Origin of the sequence: Ponticaulis sp. (assembly GCF_029210165.1) — a bacterium.
In the GTDB taxonomy this organism is placed as follows: Bacteria; Pseudomonadota; Alphaproteobacteria; order Caulobacterales; family Hyphomonadaceae; genus Ponticaulis.
This window is the reverse complement of the sequence record NZ_JARGNT010000001.1, coordinates 853,674-876,881: the sequence shown is the minus strand read 5'-3', so window position 1 is coordinate 876,881 and position 23,208 is coordinate 853,674. Positions and strand designations below refer to the sequence as shown.

Below are 23,208 nucleotides of genomic sequence, written 5' to 3'. Positions count from 1 at the left end.
ATTCGCCGGACATTAAGCTTCTCAGCCTAAAATTCTGACCAGACATCAGGAGTGTGACCGTGGCTGATACCGCTATTCAGAACCAATATGTGAGCAAGCTGGCACTTTATCGTGGCCTGATTGCGTTGGCATGGGCTGATCACGAGCTGCATCCGGATGAGAAATCCACACTCCACGAGATCATCGACAATCATCACGGTCTGAGCGCTGAAGATCGCACCCAGCTTCACGGTGAAGTGGATCAGCCGGTTAAGCTATCCAGCGTCTGGCCGGACATTACCGATCCGCAGGACCGCGCCCGCCTGATTGATATGTCGAATGTCATCTTCCAGCAGGACAATGACTTTTCCGACGCTGAACGTGATCTTATCGAGCGCTTCCAGATCAAACATCTCGCGAGCATTGATATCGGCTCGGTCACGGCTGACCTTGAAAGCTTCTCTGAAGAGCAGGCACGCTTGCGTAAGAAAGAATCTGATGAAATCAAAGAGTGGGCGAGCCAGTACGGTTTGTTGGGCTCACTCAAACGTGCCTTTGAGACGAAGCTGTTTTGATCAAACGTCTGATTGACTTGCGCTGAGGCTGGGCTTCTATAGCGCCATGTCTGAAACTGCCCCTGTACATATCGCTGTATCTGGCGCCGCTGGCCGCATGGGCCGCGCGCTTTCCATGCTTACGATTGACGATCCGTCTCTGAAGCTGGTTGGTGCAACCGAAGCACCTGCATTCCACGACCTTGGTAAGGATATTGGCGAGCTTCTGGGCAAGGGCACAACCGGCGTTGCGCTGATGTCTGACGTCAATGCGGCCGCAGGCGATGCAAGCTGCTTTATCGACTTTACCCGCCCGAAAGCGACGCTTGCAGCGATGGACGCGCTTAAGGGAACGCGTGTCCGTTGCGTCGTCGTTGGCACAACCGGCATGTCGGATGAGGAAATTACCGCCTTACAGGGGTATTCTGATCGCTACGCGATCATCTATTCGGGGAATTATTCGCTCGGTGTGAATATGCTCGCGGCGCTTGTCGAGCGCGCGGCGAAATCTCTCGGTGAAGACTGGGATATTGAAATCCTTGAAACCCACCACCGTCACAAGGTTGATGCGCCGTCCGGGACCGCGCTTCTCCTCGGCGAAGCTGCTGCTGATGGCCGCGATGTTGATCTGAAGGATGTGCGCCTTGCGCCCTATGACGGGATCACTGGCGAGCGTCCTGCAGGCAAGATCGGCTTTTCTGTACGCCGCTCTGGCGGCGTGATCGGTGAGCATGAAGTCAGCTTCGGCTCTGAAGAAGAAACGCTTACGCTCGCGCACTCTGCACTGAACCGGAACGTGTTTGCGCGCGGCGCATTGAAAGCCGCTAAATGGGGCGCGGACCAACCGGCAGGCTGGTATTCCATGAAAGATGTTCTTGGCCTGTGAGTGATATCTGCTTCCAGCCGGCATGGCGCCAGATGGAGGCGCTGAACCTCGGTACGATTACGAGCGTCGAGCTTCTTAATCTGCATGTGGATCAGTTCAATCGCGTCAACAAAACCATCAACGCCGTTATCAAGACTGATCTGGAGCGCGCGCGTCAGCACGCTAATGCTCTGGACCGGATGCGCGCGGATGGCAAAATTCTAGGCCCTTTGCACGGCCTACCCATGACGATCAAAGACACGTTTGACGTTGATAATATGCCCGCGACTGCCGGTGCGCCCGAATTTGCAAACCGCGCACGCCCTGTAGAAGACGCGAATGTTGTCATGCGGGTCAAGGCATCTGGTGGTCTCATCTGGGGCAAGACCAACGTGCCTTATCTTGCGGGAGAGTGGCAGTCGTTTAACCGCCTCTTCGGGCAGACGAACAATCCTTACAATCTGGATGTAACGCCAGGCGGGTCATCTGGCGGATCGGCCGCCGCGCTCGCATCCGGCATTACGCCGGTCGAGATTGGCTCTGACATTGGGGGATCTCTGCGTATTCCGTCTCACTTTACCGGTGTTTGCGCGCTAAAGCCGACTTTCGGTCTTGTCTCCCAGCATGGCCATGTGCCGCCGTCGCCTGAATATGCCGGTGAAGTGGACTTGAATGTTGTCGGGCCGATGGCGCGCACCGTGCGTGACCTTAAGATCATGCGCTCTGTCATTCAGGCGGGTGCGACGGCCACGCAGAGCGGATTTGCGCTGTCACTTGAAAACAAGCGGCTCGCCGTCTGGTCCGAGCAGGAAGAATGGCCGTTGTCGACTGCTGTGCAGGAGGTGATTTCCAGCGCGGTCCGTGAGCTTGAAGCTTCCGAAGCCGAAGTTGTGCGCGTGAAGCCTGATGTCGATCCTAAAGAGCTGATGGACGTTTATCTGGGGCTGCTCATACCGGTTGTCGCGATGGATATGCCGCAGCTTCGTTCCGTCGGCCTGAAGCTGCTTCGACCGATCCTGAAACGACTTCAGAAGTATGAGAAATCCCAATTCACTGATGGCAACTGGGCGGTTAAGGCGACGCTGTCCCATCATGAGTGGATGCAAATCGATGGTCGCCGTGCCGCGCTGAAACGTATCCTGCGTGACTTCTTCAAATCCTATGACGCGCTCATCATGCCGATTTCTGCGACGCCTGCGATTCCGCACAATACGCGCGGCACGGTGCTGGAGCGCTTCATCACCTTTGATGGGAAGTCGCACCCTTATGCGACGCATCTGAACTGGATTTCGCTTGCGTCGGCGCTCCACCTTCCGGCTGTCTCTATTCCTGCCGGGCGTACGCCGTCAGGTCTGCCGGTCGGCATTCAGATTATTGGCCCGCAAAACTCTGATGCGCGTCTTCTTGATATCGCCGAAGCAATTGAAGGGCTTCTCGGGGGTTACCGAAGGCCCACGACTGATCTAGGTGTCTATTAGAAACGACAGATCAGGGGAGAGATCATGCAGGACCGTGTAAAGCCGCTCGAAGGTGTTCGCAATTTTCGTGACTTTGGCGGGTATGACACCCCGACAGGGCGTGTGCGTTCCGGTCTGCTGTTTCGCTCCGGCCATTATAACGAAGCGACGGATGACGATCTTGCCTTTCTGAACGGGCTGAATGTCACCTTCCACGTAGATCTCCGACGCCCCGACGAGCGCGACCGCCAGCCGAATAAATGGCCGGCTGAACATGTGCTGCGGGTCTCAACAGATGGCGGACGCCAGGAAACACCCGCTCATGTCGCAGCGCTTACGCAGGATAACGTGACGCCTGATTCCATCGAAACCTATATGACCAACTATTATCGTGAGGCGCCGTTCAAGGATCACCATATCGAGCTGTTCCGACAATGGTTTGACGGGATCGAAAAGGCTGATGGCGCGTCTGTTGTTCACTGCGCAGCCGGTAAGGACCGGACGGGCATTATCTGTGCGCTCACCCACATTCTGTTCGGCGTGAACGAGCGCGATATGTTTGAGGATTATGACCTCACCAATCGCGCTGTAGACATTGAGAAATTCCTGCCTCTGGCGAGCGAGCGCTTCAACAAAATGCTCGGCACCAATCACGAAACCGACGTGTTCCGGCCATTCATGGGGGTGCGCAATGTCTATCTTGAGAATGCGCTGGAAGTGATGAGCGATGCGCATGGCTCGCCGCGCAATTACATGACCGAAGTTCTGGGTGTGAATGAAGAACGCGCAGACACGATCCGTCGCAAATACATTGAGGCCTGATCGGGCAGCGATATAATTCTGGTCATCCCTTACAATTTGTAGTCTCCTTGTTGAAAAGCGGAAAACCGCTACCGAGGGAGAAGACATGACCGAGATGAAAGAGGAGGGCGTCCGCCCTGCAATGGCGGCTGCCGTGGATGGCGATTTGCCAAGTTCGGTCGCGCCGGAAGATCGCGGTGGTGTCTGGGACAAGCCAGCGCTTGGCTGGGTCATCTTCGAGTTCGCCCGCAATCCTTATTATCTCCTCGTCATTATTTACATTTTCGCGCCTTATCTTGCGGGTATCGTCGCGGCTGATGCCGTTGCGCGCGGTGAGTTTGCCGGTCTGGATACCTCGCAGATTGGCGACGCCGCCAGCGCGTATGGTCAGGCCTTTGTGGCAGGCGTGACCAAATGGGCCGGATTTGCCGCTGCGATCACTGCGCCCATTCTAGGTGCCACGCTGGATCGGGGCGGGCGTCGCAAACCGATCATGATGGTGTTTCTGGGCCTTCTGGCGCTCATGTCCTTCAGTCTTTGGTGGACAATGCCAGGTGAAGCTGGCCTGCCATATTGGGCGGTCGGTCTGGCGCTGATCGTTGCTGCGGTCAGCTATACCTATTCAGAGGTCACCCATAACGCGATGCTGAAAGATGCGGCGCGCCCGGAGCTTCTGCCAAACGTATCGGGTAATGGTCTGGCGCTGGGCAATCTGGGCGGCACAATTGCCATGCTGCTTATTGTATTCCTGATCGCGATGCCGGGCGAGTTCGGCTGGCCGCTTTCTGCGCCAATCTTCGGCTTCGATGTGTCTGAACAGCACCAGTTCCGTATTGCAGGTCCGCTCGCCGCAATCTGGCTCCTTGTGTTTGTCGGTCCATTCTTCCTCTGGTCGCCGGACGCAGGCAAGAAAGGCGCGAGCTGGTCGAAGGCTGCCAAAGAAGGTCTTGCCGGACTGTTTCAGACGCTGAAACGGGCAAGCCATTACAAAGAGACGATGAAGTTTCTGATTGCCCGCATGATCTATGCAGACGGCATGGCGGCACTTCTTGCGCTTGGTGCCGTTTATGTAGCCGGCGCACTGAACTGGAATTTTCAGGAGCTGGTCGGCTATGCGATCTGGCTCTCAATCTTCGGCACGTTTGGCGGTTTCCTTGGCGGAATGATGGATCGCAGACTGGGTGTCAAAACCTCTCTTCTGATCGAGCTGATCGCGCTTGTGATCGTTCTAGTCGGCCTGATTTCTATCACCGAAGAATCTATTTTCTTCGGCCTGGTAGAGTCGCGTCAGCTCGTCGACTGGCCGGTATATTCCCATCTGCATGACTGGGCTTATCTGGGCGTAGCCGGTTTTCTGGCTGTGTTCGCAACAGCCTGCATCTCGTCCTCGCGCTCCATGCTTGTTGCAATGGCGCCGAAGAAGATGATCGGGGAATTTTTCGGCCTGTACGCGATTGCGGGCACGATCACTGTCTGGCTCGGCCCGCTGCTCGTGGAAACCTTCACGCGCATGTTCAATTCCCAGCGCATTGGCATGGCAACGATCAGCGTGCTCTTCCTGTTTGGTATCGTCGTTATGCTGACCGTGAAATATCAGAAGGGCCAGCAGAACGATTAAGGCTTAGTCGGCATCCAGTTCGACAACATCCACACGGCGCGGACGCAGATAGAACGTCTCGTTCAGGTTCTGCGCCGATGGCAGGAAATAGCCGAGTGTCGAATTATAATTATAGAGCACTTCTGCCATGACGATGCTGTCGCCGTTTTGCAGAAGATTGTTCGGTACATCGACATTCGTTCCTGGCGCATAGGCCGTCATATTTTGTGCTTCTGACCAGATGACTTCATTCTTGCCATTAATGCGCTGAATGCTGGTCACACGCATTTGCGCCTGTGTGCCATCATAAGGCTGGAAGAGGGCACGTGAGGCGGCGAAGATATCGTTCACCTCTGTTGGCGTGAGAACTGTGCCGCGTGCTGTCAGATCGCCGAGCGCACTCGCTGTGTGCGTCACCTTACGGTCTACGGCCATCAGGAATGAAACCTCGATTGATCCGAAATAGAGCGTCGCAAAGACAGGCAGGATCAGCGCGAACTCGACAGCGGACACACCGTCGCGATTGCGGCAGAAATTGCGGAGACGGGAAAGGAAACCGGTCGTTTTCATGGTCTAGTCTCCGAACGGCTCATTGCGGAAGGCAACGCTGGCCTGAAGCAGGCGGCGGTCACCATTCATGTTGGACAGGGGGGCGCCGATAACCGGCGTAATGATCTGCCATTCATAGAAGACGCGGGCGAGCACGATGTCATTGCCCTGACCGGCGTCGAACTGAAGATCGTCGTCATTCACGTCGCCATCCTGAAGCGGGTCATTGCCTTGCGCCCCACCAAAATCGTCGAACACACGTACGTCCACCTTCAGGCGGTCGTCACAATCGAGAATGCCGAACGTGGAATCGCAGACGAGTGCTTTGAACGAGTCCGCGCTTGCGCCGGATTGTTGAAGTTCACCTGTACGGATGCGGCGCGCAGCTTCGGCGGCGCCATGTTCAAGTGTCGTCATGGCGATGAAGATCATGCAGATTTCAAACAGACCGATGAGCAGCACGAAGAATGGCGCGGCAACGAGCGCGAACTCAACTGCGTTTGCACCTGAGCGATCACCGGCAAACCGGCGTAGCAATGCGCTATTCGCCAGTCTATTAGATCCGGTTTTTGAAAGTATCCCGCTTACGCGCAACTGAACGTCCTCCTAGCGTTGAGGGTTCAGCCTAGCGAAACTTGTTTTGCGCCGGGTTTCGTCGATTGATGAAATTTACGGGAAAGCCCGAAATTACTGACCCGCGTCGCGCGCCTGAGAGATGATTGACTGATAGTAATCAGCATTGTCACCAATGTTTGGCGAGGCCTGACAATTTGGCGTGCAGTCCATGGAATAATCGCTGCCCGCGCGGTTCACGCGAAGACGTGTCGGAGACGCATCGACAACATGGATGGTGGTGTCGACCACGACATTACCAAGCGTATCGATGACATGCAGGCTGGTTGAACCATACGCCTTGCCTGTAACAAACAGAGTGTTCTGGTCGTGCACGATGACGTCCGCAATGCGCGATGTGCCGATGGAGATGCCAGCAATATTGTCTGACATGATCAGAGGAATGGATTCTTCAAGCTGAACGATAACCGGCCCGACTTCCTGTCGTGGTGCTTCGATAACCTGCTGAACAGGGCCGCCTTCACCTGCAATTGCCAGAGGCGCTGCAACACTGAGTAAAACCGTCATCAGAATGTGCTTCATAACGCACTGCTCCCATTACACGCGTGCGAGAATAAACTGAGAGCATTGACCGAATACTAACAGAATGGGTGTGATGCTCTGTATGTGCAGGCGTCTGGTGTGCCGGTTTTATGGTAAACCAAAAGCTTAACGGACCCCCTGAAACTTTCTGGTCCGGTGAACTTCGTTTTCATCTCAATCGCATAGTCTGATTTTCGACCCGGGGACGAACACACGTTGACGGGCCATCCTTGCCTATGTGGGAGATAGAAATGAAAAACATCGTACGTTTTCTTAAAGACAAATCTGGTGCAACTGCAATTGAGTATGGCCTGATCGCTGCGCTCATCGCTGTTGCTGTTATTTCTGGCGTTACCGCTCTCGGTACAAACGCTGGTACGACATTCAGCACAGTTGCTGCTGAAATGGCTTAATAGCCAGGCAGTCAAATTTGTGAATTTCGCAGGTTTACAGGAAACCGTCGGGCATCTCGCCCGGCGGTTTTTTGCTGCGCGCTATCTGGCTCGAACTGAACATGGCTAAGAAGCGCGGCGAACTCGTTCGAAAGCCTCAACAATTCATTCAGTAATTCTTGTCACCTTATTCTTTGAAACGACAGGGATAGGACATGTTGGCTTCGGTATTAATCGCGCTTTTTCTTGCGGGACTTATCTTTGGTGCGCTGCACGATGTAGCGAGCATGACCATTCCAAACTGGCTCTCAATTGCTTTTGCAGTTCTTTTTCCGGTGGGAGCGTTAATTCTCGGCGTGCCTCTGGTAACAATTGGCTGGCATATACTTGCCGGTTTCATTGCGCTCCTCATCTGTTTCGGCCTGTTTTCGATCGGCGTGTTTGGTGGCGGTGACGCAAAACTTATCCCGGCTGTGATGGTCTGGGTCGGTCCGGCCGGCGCAATGGCTTTTGTTTACGGCCTCGCGCTGACAGGCGGCCTGCTAGCAATACTGATTCTCATGTCACGCCGGTTTGTGCCCGCTCAGGCGGTTCCGGGCTTTCTTCAGAGGTCGGTCGTCGAAGGCCCTGGCATTCCATATGCTGTCGCAATTGCGTTCGGCGGCGTCTGGGCGATCCCGGCCAGCCCGGTTCTGTTTCAAATTTTCAGTGCCTCGGCGCTCAATTCGTTAACCATGCTTTAGCTGCATTGTGTTCTTTTTGGTGAAGTTTTCGGGAAATTGCCCGTAAGGAGTGGTCTCTGTGTCCTTAATGCGAATTCTGATTTTGGTTGTGGCAGGCGGCGCTGCGCTGGTTGCTGCAATGCTCGTTCGTGGGATGGGACAGCAAGAAGCTCCGCCTCAGATTGTGCAGGTTGTCGAACAGCTGGCAGAGCCTGAGCCGCAAATTCCTCTGACACAGATTCTCGTCGCGTCCAGCGATATGCCGCTCGGTCACCGGATCGCACCAAACGATCTGACATGGCAGGACTGGCCGGAAGCACACCTCAACGACACATATTTCGTCTCTGAAATGTCGCCGGATGCAATCACAGAGCTCGCAGGCTCTATCGTGCGTACACCGATTTACTCCGGTGAGCCGATGATCGAGCGCAAAATCGTTCGTCCGGGTGAAAACGGCTTCATGGCTGCAATCCTGAATGATGGCATGCGCGCTGTCGCCGTTGAGATTTCGGTCGAGACAGCTGCTGGTGGCTTTATTCTTCCGAATGACCGCGTTGATGTCATTCTGACTTACGACATCGAGGTTGCCGAAGGTGACATTCTTGTAGAGCGCCCATCCACGCAAACTGTCCTCCAGAACGTACGCGTTCTTGCGATCGACCAGAACTTTGCTGAAACCGAAGATGAAAGCGTCGTTGTCGGCACGACCGCGACGCTGGAACTTGAGCCGCGCCACGCAGAAGTTCTCATGCTGGCAACCCGAATGGGCGATATCTCGCTCACCCTTCGCGGTGTCGCTGAAGCACAGCGATCAGGCCAGGGCGTCATCGCAACAAATAACATTCAAGCCGCGGAGGACGCCTCCGGCAGCGTCCGAATATACCGAAGCGGCAATACCGAGCACATGAATATCGGGGGCTCTCAATGATCGGGAAGTCTATCTGGCCTGCACTCGCGGGCCTCATCGCCATCAGCCTTCCACTTGTGCCGCCTGCTGCGGCACAAAACGTCGTTCAGGTAAACATCTCGCAGTCCGGCGCAAACCCAGTAACGCGAGACCTTCTCCTGCCAGTGAACAAATCCTCGGTTGTGGAACTGTCCATCCCTGCTGCGGATGTCATCATCACAAACCCGGATATCGCTGACGCAGTCGTGCGTACACCGCAGCGCGTGATTTTCCGCGGCGTGAGCACAGGCGAAACGAACGCGTTCTTCTTTGATATTCACGGTAACCAGCTTCTGGACCTGCAAATTCGCGTCGAACAGGACCTGTCCGGTCTCGCTGATCTCTACACACGTTTGCTTCCAGATGCGTCGATCACCGCTGAAGCGTCTAATGGCGCGATCATTCTGACAGGCCGCGTATCAAGCCTGTCTGAGGCCCAGCGCGCGGTTGAGCTTGCGCAGAACTTTATCGTTCAGTCGCCAGCGGGCGGTGCAGCGGCTGCGGGCGGTGAAGGCGGTATGATGATGTCGTCTGGAGACACTGGCGGCGGTCAGGTCATCAACCTTCTCAATATCGACGCCAATGACCAGGTTATGCTGCAGGTTCGCATCGTTGAGATGCAGCGCACGCTGACCCGTCAGATCGGTGTGAATCTCAACAGCACGCACAATTATGGCGACTATGTTGACCCGGTTCAGACGTTTATGACCGACGGCAATGGCAATCTGGTGCTCGACACTAGTGGCAATCCTATCGGCCAAACGGTCTATGACGGTTATTTCACTGGCGGTTCGTCTACCTCTACAAGCAACGCGTTTAACGTGGCCGGTCGCGCGCTTGGCGGTCTTGCTATGGCAGGCAGCCTTGCAAACTTTGTTGGCCCACGTGGCTCTGAAGTGCTTCAGAACTCTATTGGCGCAAACATTCAGGCGCTTGAGCGTATCGGCCTTGTGCGCACGCTTGCCGAGCCGAACCTGACTGCGATTTCCGGCGAATCTGCACGCTTCCTTGCGGGTGGTGAGTATCCGGTTCCGGTCGGTCAGGACGAAACAGGTAACGTGCAGCTCGAGTTCAAACCGTTCGGTGTTGGCCTCGCCTTCACACCGGTTGTCCTCTCCGAGGGCCGTATTTCGCTTCGTATTTCTACAGAAGTTTCTGAGCTGACACAGGAAGGTGCGTTCGCGCCGCAATCTGTTGCCGGTACCGATGCGAACGGCAATGTCACAACAGTTCAGACAATCAACATTCCGGCGCTGAGCGTTCGCCGCGCGGAAACAACGGTCGAGCTTCCTTCTGGTGGTTCAACCGTGATTGCGGGCCTCATTCAGGAAGAAACCAAGCAGTCCATGGACTCGCTTCCTGGCATTAACAACATTCCGGTTCTCGGCGCGCTCTTCCGTTCGCGCGACTTCCAGAATGACGAGACTGAGCTGGTTGTCATCGTGACGCCTTATCTGGTCGACCCGACTGACCCGAACCGTCTGCGCACGCCTGATGAAGGCTATTCAACGGCTGGTCCGGCTGCGGGCTTCTTCCTTGGCCGTCTTAACGACGTTTACTCCGTCCCTGGCGCTTCTGTTGAAGGTGAAAACTTCGACGCGCCGGTCGGGTTCATCATCGAGTGATTGGAGACATAAAGATGCGATTTTCACATTATCTCATCGGCGCTGCCGCCCTCTCCGCACTCGCTGGATGCGCGTCGTATGACCCGATCGTTCCGGTTTCCGGCACGAATGGTCGCTATAACCACGATATCGAAGTGGTCGAAGACACAGAAGTGCTCGAGCTTCAGGCCCATTCCGGCCAGCATGGCATTCCGCAATACCGTCAGGGCGATGTTCGCTATTTCCTGTCTGAGTATGCGCGCCGCGGCCGCCGTCATGGCCCGCTGGTCGTATCAGTGCCTCAGGGCAGCCCGTATGCGTCAAGCTATGAGGCGAGCGTGAACCAGATGCTGAACCTCGCAGCTGAATACAATATCCGCGACATTGAACGCAGTGACTACAATTCCAACGGGTCACCGGAAGCGCCAATGGTTCTGGCCTTCACCGCATACCGCGCGATTGCGCCGGATTGTCCTTCGCTTGCAACGCTGAACCTTGCGGCAACGAGCTCGAATGACCCTCACCCGTCATTTGGCTGCTCTATGCGGGCAAATCTCGCGGCAATGGTTTCTGATCCGGCAGACCTTCTTGGTGCGCGTCGGTCTGATCCGGCAGATACGCTGCGCCGGATTGAGGTGCTGGATCTTTATCGTGCTGGCCAGAGCACGGCAACGGAGCGGTCTGATAGCGAAAGCGGCGCTGTCAGCACGGCTGTGGAATAGGGTTTAGGTGAGGATCGGTTGATGTCTAACAAAAGCAATCTTATCGACGATTTTGACTTTGACGATGATTTCGGTGCGGATGACAGCTTCGTGCCGGATAAGAGTTATAGCGGAAGCTCCGACTTCGGCGATGACTTCGGTGGCGACGATATGGGCTTCGAGCCTGCTTCTGCGTCTCCGGCGCCAGCGTCTGATGATGACGAGTATCGCGCGACGGTTTCTGTCGACACAGGACCATCTACATTCACTGATGAGGGCCTGACGGGCCACATCACGGTTCCGCGCATCTCGATCCATGCCTTCTGCGAACGTGCAGGTACGGCTAAAACGATTGATGCAGCCTCCCGTGACCGCCGTCTCGCGAAAGTCCATCTCGAAGTCGAAGATGGTGGCCTTGCGCGCGCAATTCAGGTTTATCAGGAACAGTCGACGCCTGACCTGCTGATCGTTGAATCCAGCCTGCCAGCCCGCGAAATGCTGGCGCAGATTGATGCGCTCGCAGAGCTTTGCGATCCGAATATTCGCGTGCTTGTGATCGGTGCGATGAATGATGTTCAGCTTTACCGTCAGCTCGTTGCGCGCGGAGTGAGCGAGTATCTCGTCCCGCCATTCCAGCCGACACAGCTCATCCAGTCAATTTCCGCGCTTTATGTCGACCCGGAGCGTCCGTTTATGGGCCGCTCGGTTGCAGTTGTTGGTGCAAAAGGCGGCGTTGGCTCGTCTACGATTGCACACAACCTTGCATGGTCGATTTCAGAGAACATCCAGATCAACACGTCTCTTGTTGACCTCGATCTTTCCTGGGGCACGACAGCGCTCGATTTCAATCAGGAAGGCAATCAGACGATTGTAGACGCGCTCGGAGATCCGGAACGCGTTGATGATACGGTTCTCGACCGTCTTCTGACCAAAGCGACAGAGCGCCTGTCTCTGTTCACGGCGCCGTCTTCTCTGAACTCGGACTTCGACTTCGACGAAGAAGCTTATGATGAAGTCATCGACCGCGTTCGTCGTAATGTACCGTTTGTGGTGCTCGACATGCCGCACATCTGGTCGGACTGGAGCCGCGCAACAATGACAAATGCAGACGATGTCGTCGTTGTCTGTCAGCCGGATCTTGCCTCTCTGCGAAACGGTAAGAACATTGTCGACTTCCTGAAAAACGCGCGCAGCAATGATACGCCGCCAAAAGTTGTTCTCAACATGGTTGGCGTGCCGAAGCGTCCGGAAATTCCAGTGAAAGATTTTGCCGCGGCGATTGGTGTCGAGCCGAGCCTGGTTCTGCCGTTCGAGCCGAACCTGTTCGGTCAGGCATCCAATAATGGTCAGATGATCTCAGAGACGGACCCGACATCGAAATCGTCCGTTGGCATCGACCATCTGGCGGGTCTTCTCACGGGCCGTACGGTCGTGGAGCAGCAGGTCAGCCTGCTCAAAAAACTCATCAAGCTTGGAAAATAGGCGGACTGAATGTTCGGGAAACGCACTGACGGACCAACAAAGGCAACACCGGCTGCAGCGCCAGCGCCGCCACCTGAAAAGGTGAAGCCGGTTGCCAAGGCGCCTGAGCCGCCGCGTGCTAAGCAGCGCGTTGAGCCAAAAGCAGCGCCAAAGCCTGAACCGAAGCAAAAGCCTAAAAAAGCCAAAGAGGCGGTCGCCAAGATTGATGACCGCTCTGATGAATATTACCGCGTCAAAACCATGGTGTTTAACGCGCTGATCGACACAATCGATCTGGCGCAACTCGCCCAGCTGGACGCAGACAGCGCACGTGAAGAAATTCGTGACATCGTCGTCGAGATCATCTCGATCAAGAATGTCGTCATGTCGATTGCCGAGCAGGAAAGCCTGCTCGAAGACATTTGTAACGACGTTCTGGGTTATGGTCCGCTTGAGCCTCTGCTCGCGCGTGATGACATTGCCGATATCATGGTGAACGGCGCGGGCACGACCTATATCGAGGTCGACGGCCGTATTGAACGCACCAATATCCGCTTCCGTGACAATGCCCAGCTGATGAATATCTGTCAGCGCATCGTGTCCCAGGTCGGCCGCCGCGTCGATGAAAGCTCCCCGATTTGTGACGCGCGTCTTCTGGACGGCTCACGTGTGAACGTTATCGCCCCGCCACTGGCGCTGGATGGCCCGACGCTCACCATTCGTAAGTTCAAGAAGGACAAGCTCAAGCTCGAGAACCTCGTTAATTTCGGGTCGATCTCTGAAGCGGGTGCTGAAATCCTGCGTATTATCGGTGCATGTCGCTGTAACGTCCTGATCTCCGGCGGCACGGGTTCTGGTAAGACAACGCTTCTGAACTCGCTGACCGCGTTCATCGAGCCAAGCGAGCGTGTTATTACCTGCGAAGACGCGGCCGAGCTTCAGCTGCAACAGCCGCACGTTGTGCGTCTTGAGACGCGTCCACCAAACCTTGAGGGTTCGGGCGCGGTCAACATGCGCGATCTGGTAAAGAACTGTCTGCGAATGCGTCCTGACCGCATCATCGTGGGCGAGGTGCGTGGCCCGGAGGCGTTTGACCTCCTGCAGGCCATGAACACAGGTCACGATGGTTCCATGGGTACTCTCCACGCGAACACGCCGCGTGAGGCACTTAGCCGTGTGGAATCGATGATTACGATGGGCGGCTTCTCTCTGCCGGCGAAAACCATCCGTGAAATGATTGTGGGCTCGATCGACGTTGTCGTTCAGGCGTCCCGCTTGCGCGATGGTACGCGTAAAATCATCTCCATCACTGAAGTCATGGGCCTTGAGGGCGAAGTGATCGTCACGCAGGACATCATGAAATTCGAAGTTGATGGCGAAGATGCTGACGGCAAGATTAAAGGGGCTCACCGTGGTCTTGGGGTCGGTCGTCCACGCTTCTGGGAACGCGCACGCTATTACAATATGGAGCGTGAACTGGCAGACGCACTTGATGCGCTCGAGGGCAGCTGATCATGGATACACAAACCATCATCATCGCGGCGCTCGCCTTTTTCGCCATTGCAGGCATCGGCTTTGCGTTCTCCGGCGGACAGGATTCCGGCAAGGCCAGCAAGCGTGCGAAAGCGCTCGCTTCGACAGGCCGCGTCGACGGCAAAGCCAATGACCCGCTCGCCGCACGTCGTCGTCAGACGCAGGACATGCTCAAAAACCTGCGTGAAGGCGAGCAGAAGAAAAAGAAATCTCTCGTTCCGCAGGATATTGGGTCCCGCCTGAAACAGGCCGGTCTCGATATGAATGCGACGACATTTTATCTCGCCTCTCTGGGTGTTGGTGTCGGCCTCGGCGCGCTCGGCTTTATCCTCGCACCTGCCAGCGTCACGACGACATTCCTGGGTGAAGGCGCGCGTGTTCTGATCGCTGCGCTGTTCGGTTTCACCGGCTTTCTTGGTCTGCCGCGCTGGGTGCTCGGCTTCATGATCGCTGGCCGCCACAAAAAGATCACCAACCAGTTTGCGGACGCGCTTGATATCATCGTCCGTGGTGTGAAATCCGGTCTGCCGCTTAATGAATGCCTGCGTATTATTGCCGTAGAAAGCCCTGAGCCGCTGCGGTCTGAGTTCAAACAGATCACGGACGGCCTCTCTATGGGCCAGTCCATCTCTCAGGCGCTTGAAAAGTTTTATCGCCGCGTTCCGCTGCAGGAAGTGAACTTCTTCAACATCGTTCTGGGTATTCAGGCGCAGACGGGTGGTAACCTCTCTGAAGCGCTGAACAACCTCTCCGTGGTGATCCGTTCGCGCAAAATGCTGCGTGAGAAGATCAAGGCGCTTTCATCCGAGGCGAAAGCCTCTGCGATGATCATTGGCTGTCTTCCGATTGCCGTGATGGTGCTCGTCTACATCACAACACCAGCTTACATGATGGAATTGTTCCTGAAGCCTATGGGTAACCTGATCCTTCTGATCGGCGTTGGCCTGATGGGGCTCGGCATTTACGTCATGAAGCGCATGATCAACTTCGACTTCTAAAAGGCCGGCGTCATGGAACTGACCGACATTGCAGAATACGTCACAGACCCGGGCATGCTGGCCGCTGTTTTCGCAGCCGTTGCATGTTTTGCCACGATCCTGACAATTGCCCTGCCTGCCTTTCAGAGTGACAAGCTGGAAACACGTTTGCAGGCGGTGACGAACCGACGCGAACAGTTGAGACGTCAGAGCCGTGCGCAGCTTGAACAAAAAGGTCTGAAGCAGAACCAGGGTTCGGGCTTTATGAAGGACACAGTGGACAAGCTGGACCTTCAAAAGCTTCTCGAAGATCCGAACGTTAAGGACAAAATGGTTCAGGCAGGTCTTCGTGGCGGCGGTCCGCTTGCGACATTCTACTTCTTCCGTTTCGCGCTTCCATTTGCGTTTGCCGGTGCAGCTTTCTTCTATGTGTTTGTGCTCGGCATGGTTCAGGCCGCGCCGCAAATGCGCATCGCGATTGTCGTCTTTGCGGCTGCTGCGGGCTTCTACGCGCCGAACCTTTACCTCTCCAACCTCGCCAAGAAGCGTCAGGCGTCCATTATGCGCGCTTTTCCGGATGCGCTCGATATGATGCTCATTTGCGTGGAAGCGGGTATGTCCATCGAGATGGCGTTTGACCGTGTCGGTGGTGAGATCGGTGCAGCATCGACCGAGCTTGCCGAAGAGCTGAAGCTCACAAACGCAGAGCTTTCTTATCTGGCAGATCGCCGCGAAGCTTATGACAATCTTGCCAAACGGACCAACCATCCGGGCGTGAAAGCCGTGTGTATGGCGCTCGCTCAGGCTGAACGATACGGTACACCGCTAGGGTCTTCTCTGCGTGTTATGGCGAAAGAAAACCGTGATCTGCGTATTGCTGAGGCGGAGAAGAAAGCTGCAGCGCTTCCGGCCAAGCTGACAGTCCCGATGATTGTCTTCTTCCTGCCGGTGCTCTTCCTCGTCATCCTCGGCCCGGCTTACATCAAATTCACCGAGATGGAGCAGTAGGGCTTTACGCCCTTACTGATTTGGTAAAGACGCCGGTTAAAATTTGAACCGGCTCTATAAACGTTTGTGTGGAAATGTCCGTTAGGATGTGAAGCTGACAGGAACGGGATTTGTTAGAAGGACACTCCGTTGGATAAGTTTGCTTCCCACCTTCGTGCTGTGTACGGAATTTTCGCGACCGGCGTGATGGCGATCTTTCTGCAGGCAGCCGCCTACAGCCATAGCCTGTGGCTGGGGGACCGTACCTTCATGATTGGCCTTGTCGCGCTGACGGTTTCGGCTGCGCTTTATGCCTGTTCACGGTTTGAAAGAGTGGTGATGGCGAGCCTGATTTCCATGGTCGCATCGTTTGCGGCGCTTGCGCCATTCACCAGCTTTAACTGGCTGATCCGTAACATGTATTACGATCTGCAAATCCCGTTTTCAGATCCGGCAATTCGCGGTCCATTTGTGACTTATGTGATTGTGCCAATGGTCGTGCTGGCGATTACTTTGCCGCCTGTTATGCGCTTCTTCCGAAAAGACCGCATGCTGCCAGAGACTGTTATTTAAGTCCTATTCGTCCGTCGTGCCGCGTAGCGTAGAATAATTGCGCTGGCGCGGTGTGAGCATGGCGCGGAAATAATCGATATTGGCGTCGACCAGTTCGTCCGGCAAATCTGCAGCGCCGACATCGCGGGCCTCATCGAATTTACCCTGAATGCTCAGAACAAGCGCCAGATTCTGGCGTTCGCGCGCACCGGCTTCCGGCTGGTCCACCGCGCGGCGCAGATAGATTTCGGCTTCTTCCGGATTGCCTGTCAGCGCGAGTGACAGCCCCAGATTAGACAAAGCAGCAGCCGAATTCGGATCACGTTCCAGAACGCGGCGATAGGTATTCTGTGCTTCACGGTGACGGCCTGTCTGGTCATAGGCAACGCCCAGCGCGACCGGAATGGAAAGATCATCCGGCGCGGCAACCATAGCGCGGCGCAGAATGTTTACAGAGCCGTTGGCATCTCCGCTGGTCAGAAGCGATTTACCTAAGTGAGACAGAAGCTCCGCATTGTTCGGTGCCATAGCGAGCGCCTGAGACGCGACTTCCTGCGCGCGCTGTTCACTGCCAATGGCGCGAAGTGCGCCGACAAATTCAACAGCCGCTTCCATGTCGCCAGGGCTGCGTTCGAATTCCATACCCCAGAACGTCGCTTGCGTGATCGGGTCCTGATTGCGGATGGCCTCACGCTCTTCTTCTGTCGCAGGCAGAAGGCTCTCATTGGCAACGGACTCGCGATAGGCGAGCTCTTCGTCGGTCGGGCCGTGCGCACAGGCGGCAAGTGCGCCAACACAGAGAAGAGATAGGGCTGCACGTGAGGTCTTTACGGCAAACATAGCGGACTCCAGGGAATCTAATTCCGTAAAAATCGACGATTTGCGTCAAGGATTGGTTAAGACCTGTTGATTTCTGCGCTCTTTCCCTGCCTCACGGATTGGAAGAGGGCGCGGCGCCCCCTAGATTGAACGAGAATCAAGGGAGCCATTTATGCCGACAGCTTACTTCACCGCCTCACACGCCGCCCCGATCCCTGTCGATCTCGTGACGAGTGACATTCTGGAAGATTATCTGTCGGCGCAGTCTGAGTATGCGCGCGCAGTTCTGAACGCTGAAGGCTTCAAGGCTGCAGCGGGCAATCTGGTCCGTCTGCCTGATATGACGGGCAATCTCTCCCGCATCGCCTTCGGCATGGGCGATGGCAAAGCGCCTCTGGGCGTGGCGGCGCTCTCTGCGGCTCTGAAAGGCGGCACTTACCGGTTCGACTTCATCGCAGATGGCCTTGAGACATCCGTGCTTCATGTCGGCTGGGCAGATGGCGCGTATAAATTCGACCGCTACAAGGCCCGTTCGGCTGACGCGCCCGTGCTGGTCATTCCGGATGCCGGTGAGCTGGATGCAGCTGTAAAATTTGCAGATAGCATCGAGCTGCTTCGTAATCTGGTGAACACACCGGCGCAGGATCTGTCTCCGTCCATTCTTCAGGCCGAGATTGCGAGCCTCGCTGAAGAGTTTGGTGCAGAGCTCAAATCCGTAGTGGGTGACGAGCTTCTGGAGCAGAACTACCCGATGATCCATGCGGTTGGCCGCGCAGCAGATGATGAGCCGCGCTTCATGGAGCTGACATGGGGTGATGCGTCCAAGCCGAAGCTGGCAATCGTTGGTAAGGGCATCACGTTTGATACCGGTGGTCTCGATCTGAAAACCGGTGGCTATATGCGCCTCATGAAGAAAGATATGGGCGGCTCCGCGCACGCGATTGCGCTTGCGCGTCTGGTTATGGCGCACGGCTTGCCAGTTAATCTGAAGCTCTGCATTCCAGCTGCTGAAAACGCGATTGGTGCCGGTGCCTTCCGTCCGGGCGACGTGCTGGATTCGCGCAAAGGCCTGACGGTAGAGATCGACAATACAGACGCTGAAGGCCGCCTCGTTCTGGCTGATGCGCTCACCCGCGCGCAGGAAGACGGCGAACCTGACCTGCTGATCGACTTTGCAACGCTGACAGGTGCTGCGCGTGTCGCGATGGGCCCTGAAGTTGCGCCATTCTACACTGATGATGATGCGCTGGCTGCCAGCATTGCTGATGCCTCGTCTGCGGTGGCAGACCCTGCATGGCGTATGCCGCTCTGGATGCCGTATGAGAGCATGCTCTCAAGCGATATTGCCGACTGCCAGAACTCTGCCAAAGGCCCGATGGGCGGCTCCATCACAGCTGGCCTGTTCCTGAAGAAATTCGTGGACGCGCCAAGCTGGGTGCACTGGGATGTGTGGGCATGGCGTCATGCCAAGTTCGGCAACCCTGAAGGCGCTGCCGCGCAAGGCCTTCGCGCGATGTTCGAGGTGTTGAAGACGCGCTATAGCTGATCTTTGGGTGGCTGCGGCCTTGAGTTCGTTCCGTGTTTGTCAGAGACGAACCGGAGCGAATAACTTACCAGCCGCCTCCGCCACCACCACCGCCGCCGCCGCCGGAGAATCCGCCACCACCACCGCCAGAGCTGGAGGATGGCTGAACGGATGCCGTTGCGACGCCTGAACTGATCGAGCTTTCCATGGCGCGGTTCATGGAATGGAGCGAGTGGCCCATCATATGACCGGTATACCAGCCGGGATTATAATTCCGGGCCTCTTCCGGCAGTACGTCTTCAAAGTATTTCGTCCACGGCTTTTCGACATCAAGCGCAATCGCATAGGGCAAGAGCTCTTCATATCGGGCTTTGGACATAGGCGGCAGACGGTCGCCATGCGGGTCGACCGAGTTCATCTGCGCCTTTTCGGCTTTCTCCATATAGAGCTTCAGACCGGCGATTTCAGAACGCGCTTTCTCGCCCCTCCTGGTCTGCGCGGGCATGAGATACATGAAGACCAGATTGACGATGATCAGGGCTGCAATCGCCACGGCATGCCAGACTGTCCAATTGATCGTGACCGCGAGCGCAATGCCAATTGCGATAAGGCTGGCCACCATGGAAAACAGCACATAGCCGGTGTTCCATTTGAAATACGGATTGCCGTAATCCTTGGACACTGTGGTTTTAAAATCTTTGTACGCGGTCGCAAAACCGGAGTCATATTTCTTGCCAATGGTCTTGCTGCCAGAGGTGCCCATCAGCTTATTGAGAAGCCCGCGTTGGTAAGGTGCAATCTCCGGCAATGGGCCTTCAGCATCCCCATCCTTGCGCGTGAACGTAACTTCCTTCTTTTCGGAATCGATCTCCAGATAGCCTTTTACGCCAAGGTCCATCAGGCTCGCGGTGAAGGCTTTATTGCCCTTGAAGCTGCGGTGATAGACATAGTGCGCGGCGGCTGGAGAAATGCCTTTTGGCGGGTGATAATGCGGGAAGACCGGCAGGCGGGATGCATCCCGCCCGACACGTTGCCAGGACTGGTAATAGAAGAAGACCACTCCAAAAAGAGACGCGGCCAGAAGCACGAGGCCGAGCCAGAGCTGCTGCCAGAGGTCAAACTTGTCTGCCGCTGATGGTGGATCGATCAGGCCCTTGTCGAAGGATACCGACATGGTGAAGCCTTCCTGACGGCCCAGAGCGCGGGTAATGCGCGCTTGAACCGTGTTGTCCAGAATGTCTGCGCGGGCATCGCTTCGTGTCGATCCCTGCGGACCTGTATAAAGGCTGACATCCTGAAAGCTTACCCCGTCTGGAAAGCGCGCGGTCACGCTCGCTTTTTCAATCGGGAAATCCCAGTAGGAGCCGGTGACGTTCCAGTAAAGCTCATCAAAGCTTTCATTATAGCGGACCTGATTTCTGACGAGATAACGAATTTCGTAAGTCTGCCGCTCACCGCGCGGCAGAAAGATATCGGGGTCACCGATCCGGATATAATAGGCGTTATCTTCGCTATAAGTCTCGTAGGGTTCTTCGCGCCCGTTTCGCGTCACCTCCATCACATCATAGCGATACTCGAACCGGTGGTTTTCCTCATCGCCGAAATAGCGGGGCAGGGCGCGGAAGATACCGCGCTGGATGGATTGGCCCATCGCGGTAACTGCAATGCTTTCGGAGACAACAAAGTCGCCATCGGTGCGGACTTCGATATCGACATCAAAATCGTGAATACGTTCCTGCGCGAAGCCCGGAAGCGTGAACAACAGCGCGGCAAGGCTGATAAGAAAGGCGCGGACCATGGGGTTTATCCGTTCAGAGAGATATTCGGGTTCAGGCGGTCGACCTCTTCGATCTCGAAGAACTCACGTGGGCCGAAGTTGAAAATGCCGGCGAAAATGTTGGACGGGAAGCTTTCGCGCGCTGTGTTATAGTCGCGCACCGCACCGTTAAAGAAGCGGCGGGCATAGGAAATCTCGTCCTCTGTTTTCGAAAGCTCTTTCTGAAGAGAGAGGAATTGTTCATTGGCTTTCAGGTCTGGATAGGCCTCTGCCAGCGCAAACAGGCGTGTCAGACCCTGACTGATTTCGCTTTCGCCCGCTTGACGTTCTGCGGTTGGTTCGTCCGGAGCGGTGAGGACGCGGTTGCGTGTCTCGATGATCTCTTCCAGCGTGCCGCGCTCGTGTTCGGCATAGCCTTTCACCACCTCGACAAGGTTCGGGATAAGGTCGGCGCGGCGTTTCAGCTGCACATCAATGTCAGACCAGCCATTGTCGACCATCAGCTTTTTGGCCGTCAGCGTGTTGTAGATGATGACGGTGATCGTCACGCAAAGCGCCGCCAGGCCAATAAAAATGTAGGAAATCATGTTTCGCCCCGTTCTCGCCCCATACCGGATTTGAATCTAACGCGGAGTGAGGTGTGCCGACAAGCAGTGTCTTGCGCGCAATAAAAAACCCCGGCCGGAGCCGGGGTTTGATGTTCTGAAAGAATGCTCTGTCTATTCTCGTGAAGACAGGAACATCATGATGATGCGGAACATGTTCACGAACGAGATGAAGAAGTTCAGAGCGCCGAAGTTGGTCATCACTGCGAGACCACGTTCATTGCCAGCCATCTCATAATAGCTGAATTTCAGCTCCTGGGTCTGCCAGGCAACAATGCCAGCAGAGAGAACGAAAACAGCGCCCATGATGATCCATTCCATCGTAGAGCTAGGCGGCATGAACATGTTGATGATTGAGAGGCCAAATACGCCGATCATCGCCATGATCATAAAGTTGCCGAAGCCGGAAATGTTCTTCTTCGTGGTGTAGCCCCAGAGAGACAGGCCGCCAAACGCGATCGCCGTAATCAGAAAGGCTTTCATGATTGTGGCATAGCCAGCGTTCACCAGTTCGATGCCGCCGCGGGTTTCAGCCGCGAGAGGTGTGCCCTGGGCCTGAAGTTCAGCCATGACAACCCATACGCCAAGGCCAAGGCCGAGAAGCGTCACAATGGACCAGTACAGGATAGCTGAGCCGACTGGAGACGGGTTTCGCATGAAGAACATGGAGCCGAAAATCAGTGCAATAGGACCCCATTGTACGACATATTGGAATGGAGTGCCGAAAATCAGTTGGGTTACCGGCGGCACAGTACCAGCCACAAAGGCCAGAACACCGGCGAGGAGAATTCCCAGCGCCAGTTTGTTGTACACACCGAGCATGAACTTACGCAGGCCCTCATCGGTCGACGTGTCCATGGTGCCGGCGGGCATCTGGCCTGCACGAGCGAAATTGAAATCGTTCATAATTCCACCTTATTAGGTCAGCCCGCACTATTGCGGATTGCCGATAATATGGAAGCCAGCATATCGTTTTGCAAGAAAAACCGGCATGCGGCACATCGAATAACCGACCTTGAGTGTTGGTCTTACGGCGTAAAGCTTCGGTCTGCAAAGTCCCTCGCCCCTTGGGGGAGAGGGATTTAGGGTGAGGGGATGAGTGAACCGACGAAACGAGCGCGAAATCTGCGCAGGACTTCGACCTCGGCAGAGGAGGCTGCCTGGCAGACGCTCCGGCATTTTCGAAAGTTAGGATATCCGGTGCGCCGCCAGCATCCGATTGGAGACTTTATTGTCGATTTCGCCATAACGACCGTTCGGCTGGCAATCGAGATCGACGGAGGTATTCACAACCTGCCGACCGTAAAAGCGAGAGATGAGAGACGTGAAGCGGACCTGAAGGAACGAGGATGGCGAATTTTGCGCATCCCTAACGATGAAACGTTTCATCCTGAACACCTTCACCGGCTAGTGACTTCAGCGCTACAGGATTTGGATTAACCCTCATCCCAAACCCTTCTCCCTGTGAGGGAGAAGGGCTTATCCGCGCACCGATATTACTTTGCTCGGAAAACAGAGGCGTTTTACGCCGCCTCACACAAATGCTCGACAAGATCATCGTTAAGCGTTATAAGGGCCTCAAATCGCTAAATAGTTGGCGGCGGCTCGGGGAAAACCGGGTCGCCGTTTTTCGTTCCTGAAAGTCAGTCA

General features: G+C 55.6%; 24 protein-coding genes. 17 read left to right on the top strand and 7 right to left on the bottom strand.

What is annotated here, in order from left to right; genetic code table 11:
* Positions 1–59: 59 nt before the first annotated feature.
* The 5 genes from P1U45_RS04360 to P1U45_RS04340 all read left to right on the top strand — a co-directional run bounded on the left by P1U45_RS04360 (position 60) and on the right by P1U45_RS04340 (position 5,274).
* A complete protein-coding gene (locus P1U45_RS04360; RefSeq protein WP_301057673.1) occupies positions 60–554 on the top strand; it encodes a TerB family tellurite resistance protein in 495 nt (164 codons plus the stop codon).
* A gap of 46 nt (positions 555–600) precedes the next feature.
* Positions 601–1,419 carry a 4-hydroxy-tetrahydrodipicolinate reductase gene (gene dapB, locus P1U45_RS04355; RefSeq protein WP_301057672.1) on the top strand — a complete coding sequence of 273 codons (819 nt, stop codon included), beginning with the start codon at positions 601–603 and terminating at the stop codon, positions 1,417–1,419.
* Entirely contained in the window at positions 1,416–2,876 is a 1,461-nt protein-coding gene (locus P1U45_RS04350; RefSeq protein ID WP_293609166.1) for an amidase family protein, read from the top strand. The genes dapB and P1U45_RS04350 overlap by 4 nt, the downstream gene beginning before the upstream one ends.
* 24 nt (positions 2,877–2,900) lie before the next feature.
* Positions 2,901–3,677: a tyrosine-protein phosphatase gene (locus P1U45_RS04345; RefSeq protein WP_293609167.1), complete on the top strand. Its 777-nt coding sequence runs from the start codon at positions 2,901–2,903 to the stop codon at positions 3,675–3,677.
* Positions 3,678–3,762: 85 nt separating this feature from the next.
* Entirely contained in the window at positions 3,763–5,274 is a 1,512-nt protein-coding gene (locus P1U45_RS04340) for an MFS transporter (RefSeq protein ID WP_301057671.1), read from the top strand.
* 3 nt (positions 5,275–5,277) lie between these two features.
* Here the strand turns inward: P1U45_RS04340 and P1U45_RS04335 are convergent, their stop codons facing one another.
* The 3 genes from P1U45_RS04335 to P1U45_RS04325 all read right to left on the bottom strand — a co-directional run bounded on the left by P1U45_RS04335 (position 5,278) and on the right by P1U45_RS04325 (position 6,957).
* Positions 5,278–5,823 (bottom strand): TadE/TadG family type IV pilus assembly protein, encoded by a 546-nt coding sequence (locus tag P1U45_RS04335; protein WP_301057670.1) that lies wholly within the window; start codon positions 5,821–5,823, stop codon positions 5,278–5,280.
* 3 nt (positions 5,824–5,826) lie between these two features.
* Positions 5,827–6,339, bottom strand: coding sequence for a TadE/TadG family type IV pilus assembly protein (locus P1U45_RS04330; RefSeq protein ID WP_301057669.1), 513 nt, complete (start codon positions 6,337–6,339; stop codon positions 5,827–5,829).
* Positions 6,340–6,489: 150 nt separating this feature from the next.
* Complete coding sequence (locus P1U45_RS04325; RefSeq protein ID WP_301057668.1) at positions 6,490–6,957, bottom strand: pilus assembly protein N-terminal domain-containing protein; 468 nt, start codon at positions 6,955–6,957, stop codon at positions 6,490–6,492.
* A gap of 251 nt (positions 6,958–7,208) precedes the next feature.
* Here P1U45_RS04325 and P1U45_RS04320 point away from each other — a divergent pair, with 251 nt between their 5' ends.
* The 10 genes from P1U45_RS04320 to P1U45_RS04275 all read left to right on the top strand — a co-directional run bounded on the left by P1U45_RS04320 (position 7,209) and on the right by P1U45_RS04275 (position 16,853).
* Positions 7,209–7,370 carry a Flp family type IVb pilin gene (locus P1U45_RS04320; protein ID WP_022693680.1) on the top strand — a complete coding sequence of 54 codons (162 nt, stop codon included), beginning with the start codon at positions 7,209–7,211 and terminating at the stop codon, positions 7,368–7,370.
* 194 nt (positions 7,371–7,564) lie between these two features.
* Positions 7,565–8,092 (top strand): prepilin peptidase, encoded by a 528-nt coding sequence (locus tag P1U45_RS04315; RefSeq protein ID WP_301057667.1) that lies wholly within the window; start codon positions 7,565–7,567, stop codon positions 8,090–8,092.
* Between the two features lie 67 nt (positions 8,093–8,159).
* A complete protein-coding gene (cpaB, locus tag P1U45_RS04310) occupies positions 8,160–8,999 on the top strand; it encodes a Flp pilus assembly protein CpaB (protein WP_301057666.1) in 840 nt (279 codons plus the stop codon).
* Positions 8,996–10,642, top strand: a complete 1,647-nt coding sequence (locus P1U45_RS04305; protein ID WP_293609175.1) for a type II and III secretion system protein family protein — start codon at positions 8,996–8,998, stop codon at positions 10,640–10,642. The genes cpaB and P1U45_RS04305 overlap by 4 nt, the downstream gene beginning before the upstream one ends.
* A gap of 14 nt (positions 10,643–10,656) precedes the next feature.
* On the top strand, positions 10,657–11,343 hold the full coding sequence (locus P1U45_RS04300) for a CpaD family pilus assembly lipoprotein (RefSeq protein ID WP_301057665.1): 687 nt from the start codon (positions 10,657–10,659) through the stop codon (positions 11,341–11,343).
* A 21-nt stretch (positions 11,344–11,364) separates the two neighbouring features.
* The gene (locus tag P1U45_RS04295; RefSeq protein WP_301057664.1) at positions 11,365–12,804 is read left to right on the top strand and encodes an AAA family ATPase; all 1,440 of its coding nucleotides are present in this window, start codon (positions 11,365–11,367) and stop codon (positions 12,802–12,804) included.
* 9 nt (positions 12,805–12,813) lie between these two features.
* Positions 12,814–14,295 (top strand): CpaF family protein, encoded by a 1,482-nt coding sequence (locus P1U45_RS04290; protein ID WP_301057663.1) that lies wholly within the window; start codon positions 12,814–12,816, stop codon positions 14,293–14,295.
* Between the two features lie 2 nt (positions 14,296–14,297).
* Positions 14,298–15,314 (top strand): type II secretion system F family protein, encoded by a 1,017-nt coding sequence (locus tag P1U45_RS04285; protein ID WP_301057662.1) that lies wholly within the window; start codon positions 14,298–14,300, stop codon positions 15,312–15,314.
* Positions 15,315–15,326: 12 nt separating this feature from the next.
* Positions 15,327–16,301, top strand: coding sequence for a type II secretion system F family protein (locus tag P1U45_RS04280; protein WP_022693672.1), 975 nt, complete (start codon positions 15,327–15,329; stop codon positions 16,299–16,301).
* A gap of 129 nt (positions 16,302–16,430) precedes the next feature.
* Entirely contained in the window at positions 16,431–16,853 is a 423-nt protein-coding gene (locus tag P1U45_RS04275; RefSeq protein WP_301057661.1) for a hypothetical protein, read from the top strand.
* 3 nt (positions 16,854–16,856) lie between these two features.
* On the opposite strand, the gene P1U45_RS04270 is transcribed toward P1U45_RS04275, so the two are convergent.
* A complete protein-coding gene (locus tag P1U45_RS04270; RefSeq protein ID WP_301057660.1) occupies positions 16,857–17,672 on the bottom strand; it encodes a tetratricopeptide repeat protein in 816 nt (271 codons plus the stop codon).
* Between the two features lie 151 nt (positions 17,673–17,823).
* Between P1U45_RS04270 and P1U45_RS04265 the strand changes: the two genes are divergently transcribed.
* Positions 17,824–19,197, top strand: coding sequence for a M17 family metallopeptidase (locus P1U45_RS04265; protein ID WP_301057659.1), 1,374 nt, complete (start codon positions 17,824–17,826; stop codon positions 19,195–19,197).
* A gap of 64 nt (positions 19,198–19,261) precedes the next feature.
* Here the strand turns inward: P1U45_RS04265 and P1U45_RS04260 are convergent, their stop codons facing one another.
* The 3 genes from P1U45_RS04260 to P1U45_RS04250 form a co-directional block, all read right to left on the bottom strand.
* The gene (locus tag P1U45_RS04260) at positions 19,262–20,974 is read right to left on the bottom strand and encodes a DUF2207 domain-containing protein (RefSeq protein WP_301057658.1); all 1,713 of its coding nucleotides are present in this window, start codon (positions 20,972–20,974) and stop codon (positions 19,262–19,264) included.
* A 5-nt stretch (positions 20,975–20,979) separates the two neighbouring features.
* Positions 20,980–21,540 (bottom strand): LemA family protein, encoded by a 561-nt coding sequence (locus P1U45_RS04255; RefSeq protein WP_022693667.1) that lies wholly within the window; start codon positions 21,538–21,540, stop codon positions 20,980–20,982.
* Between the two features lie 132 nt (positions 21,541–21,672).
* The gene (locus P1U45_RS04250; RefSeq protein ID WP_301057657.1) at positions 21,673–22,464 is read right to left on the bottom strand and encodes a Bax inhibitor-1/YccA family protein; all 792 of its coding nucleotides are present in this window, start codon (positions 22,462–22,464) and stop codon (positions 21,673–21,675) included.
* Positions 22,465–22,653: 189 nt separating this feature from the next.
* Between P1U45_RS04250 and P1U45_RS16645 the strand changes: the two genes are divergently transcribed.
* Positions 22,654–22,998: an endonuclease domain-containing protein gene (locus tag P1U45_RS16645; RefSeq protein ID WP_366144964.1), complete on the top strand. Its 345-nt coding sequence runs from the start codon at positions 22,654–22,656 to the stop codon at positions 22,996–22,998.
* The last annotated feature ends 210 nt before the right edge of the window (positions 22,999–23,208 follow it).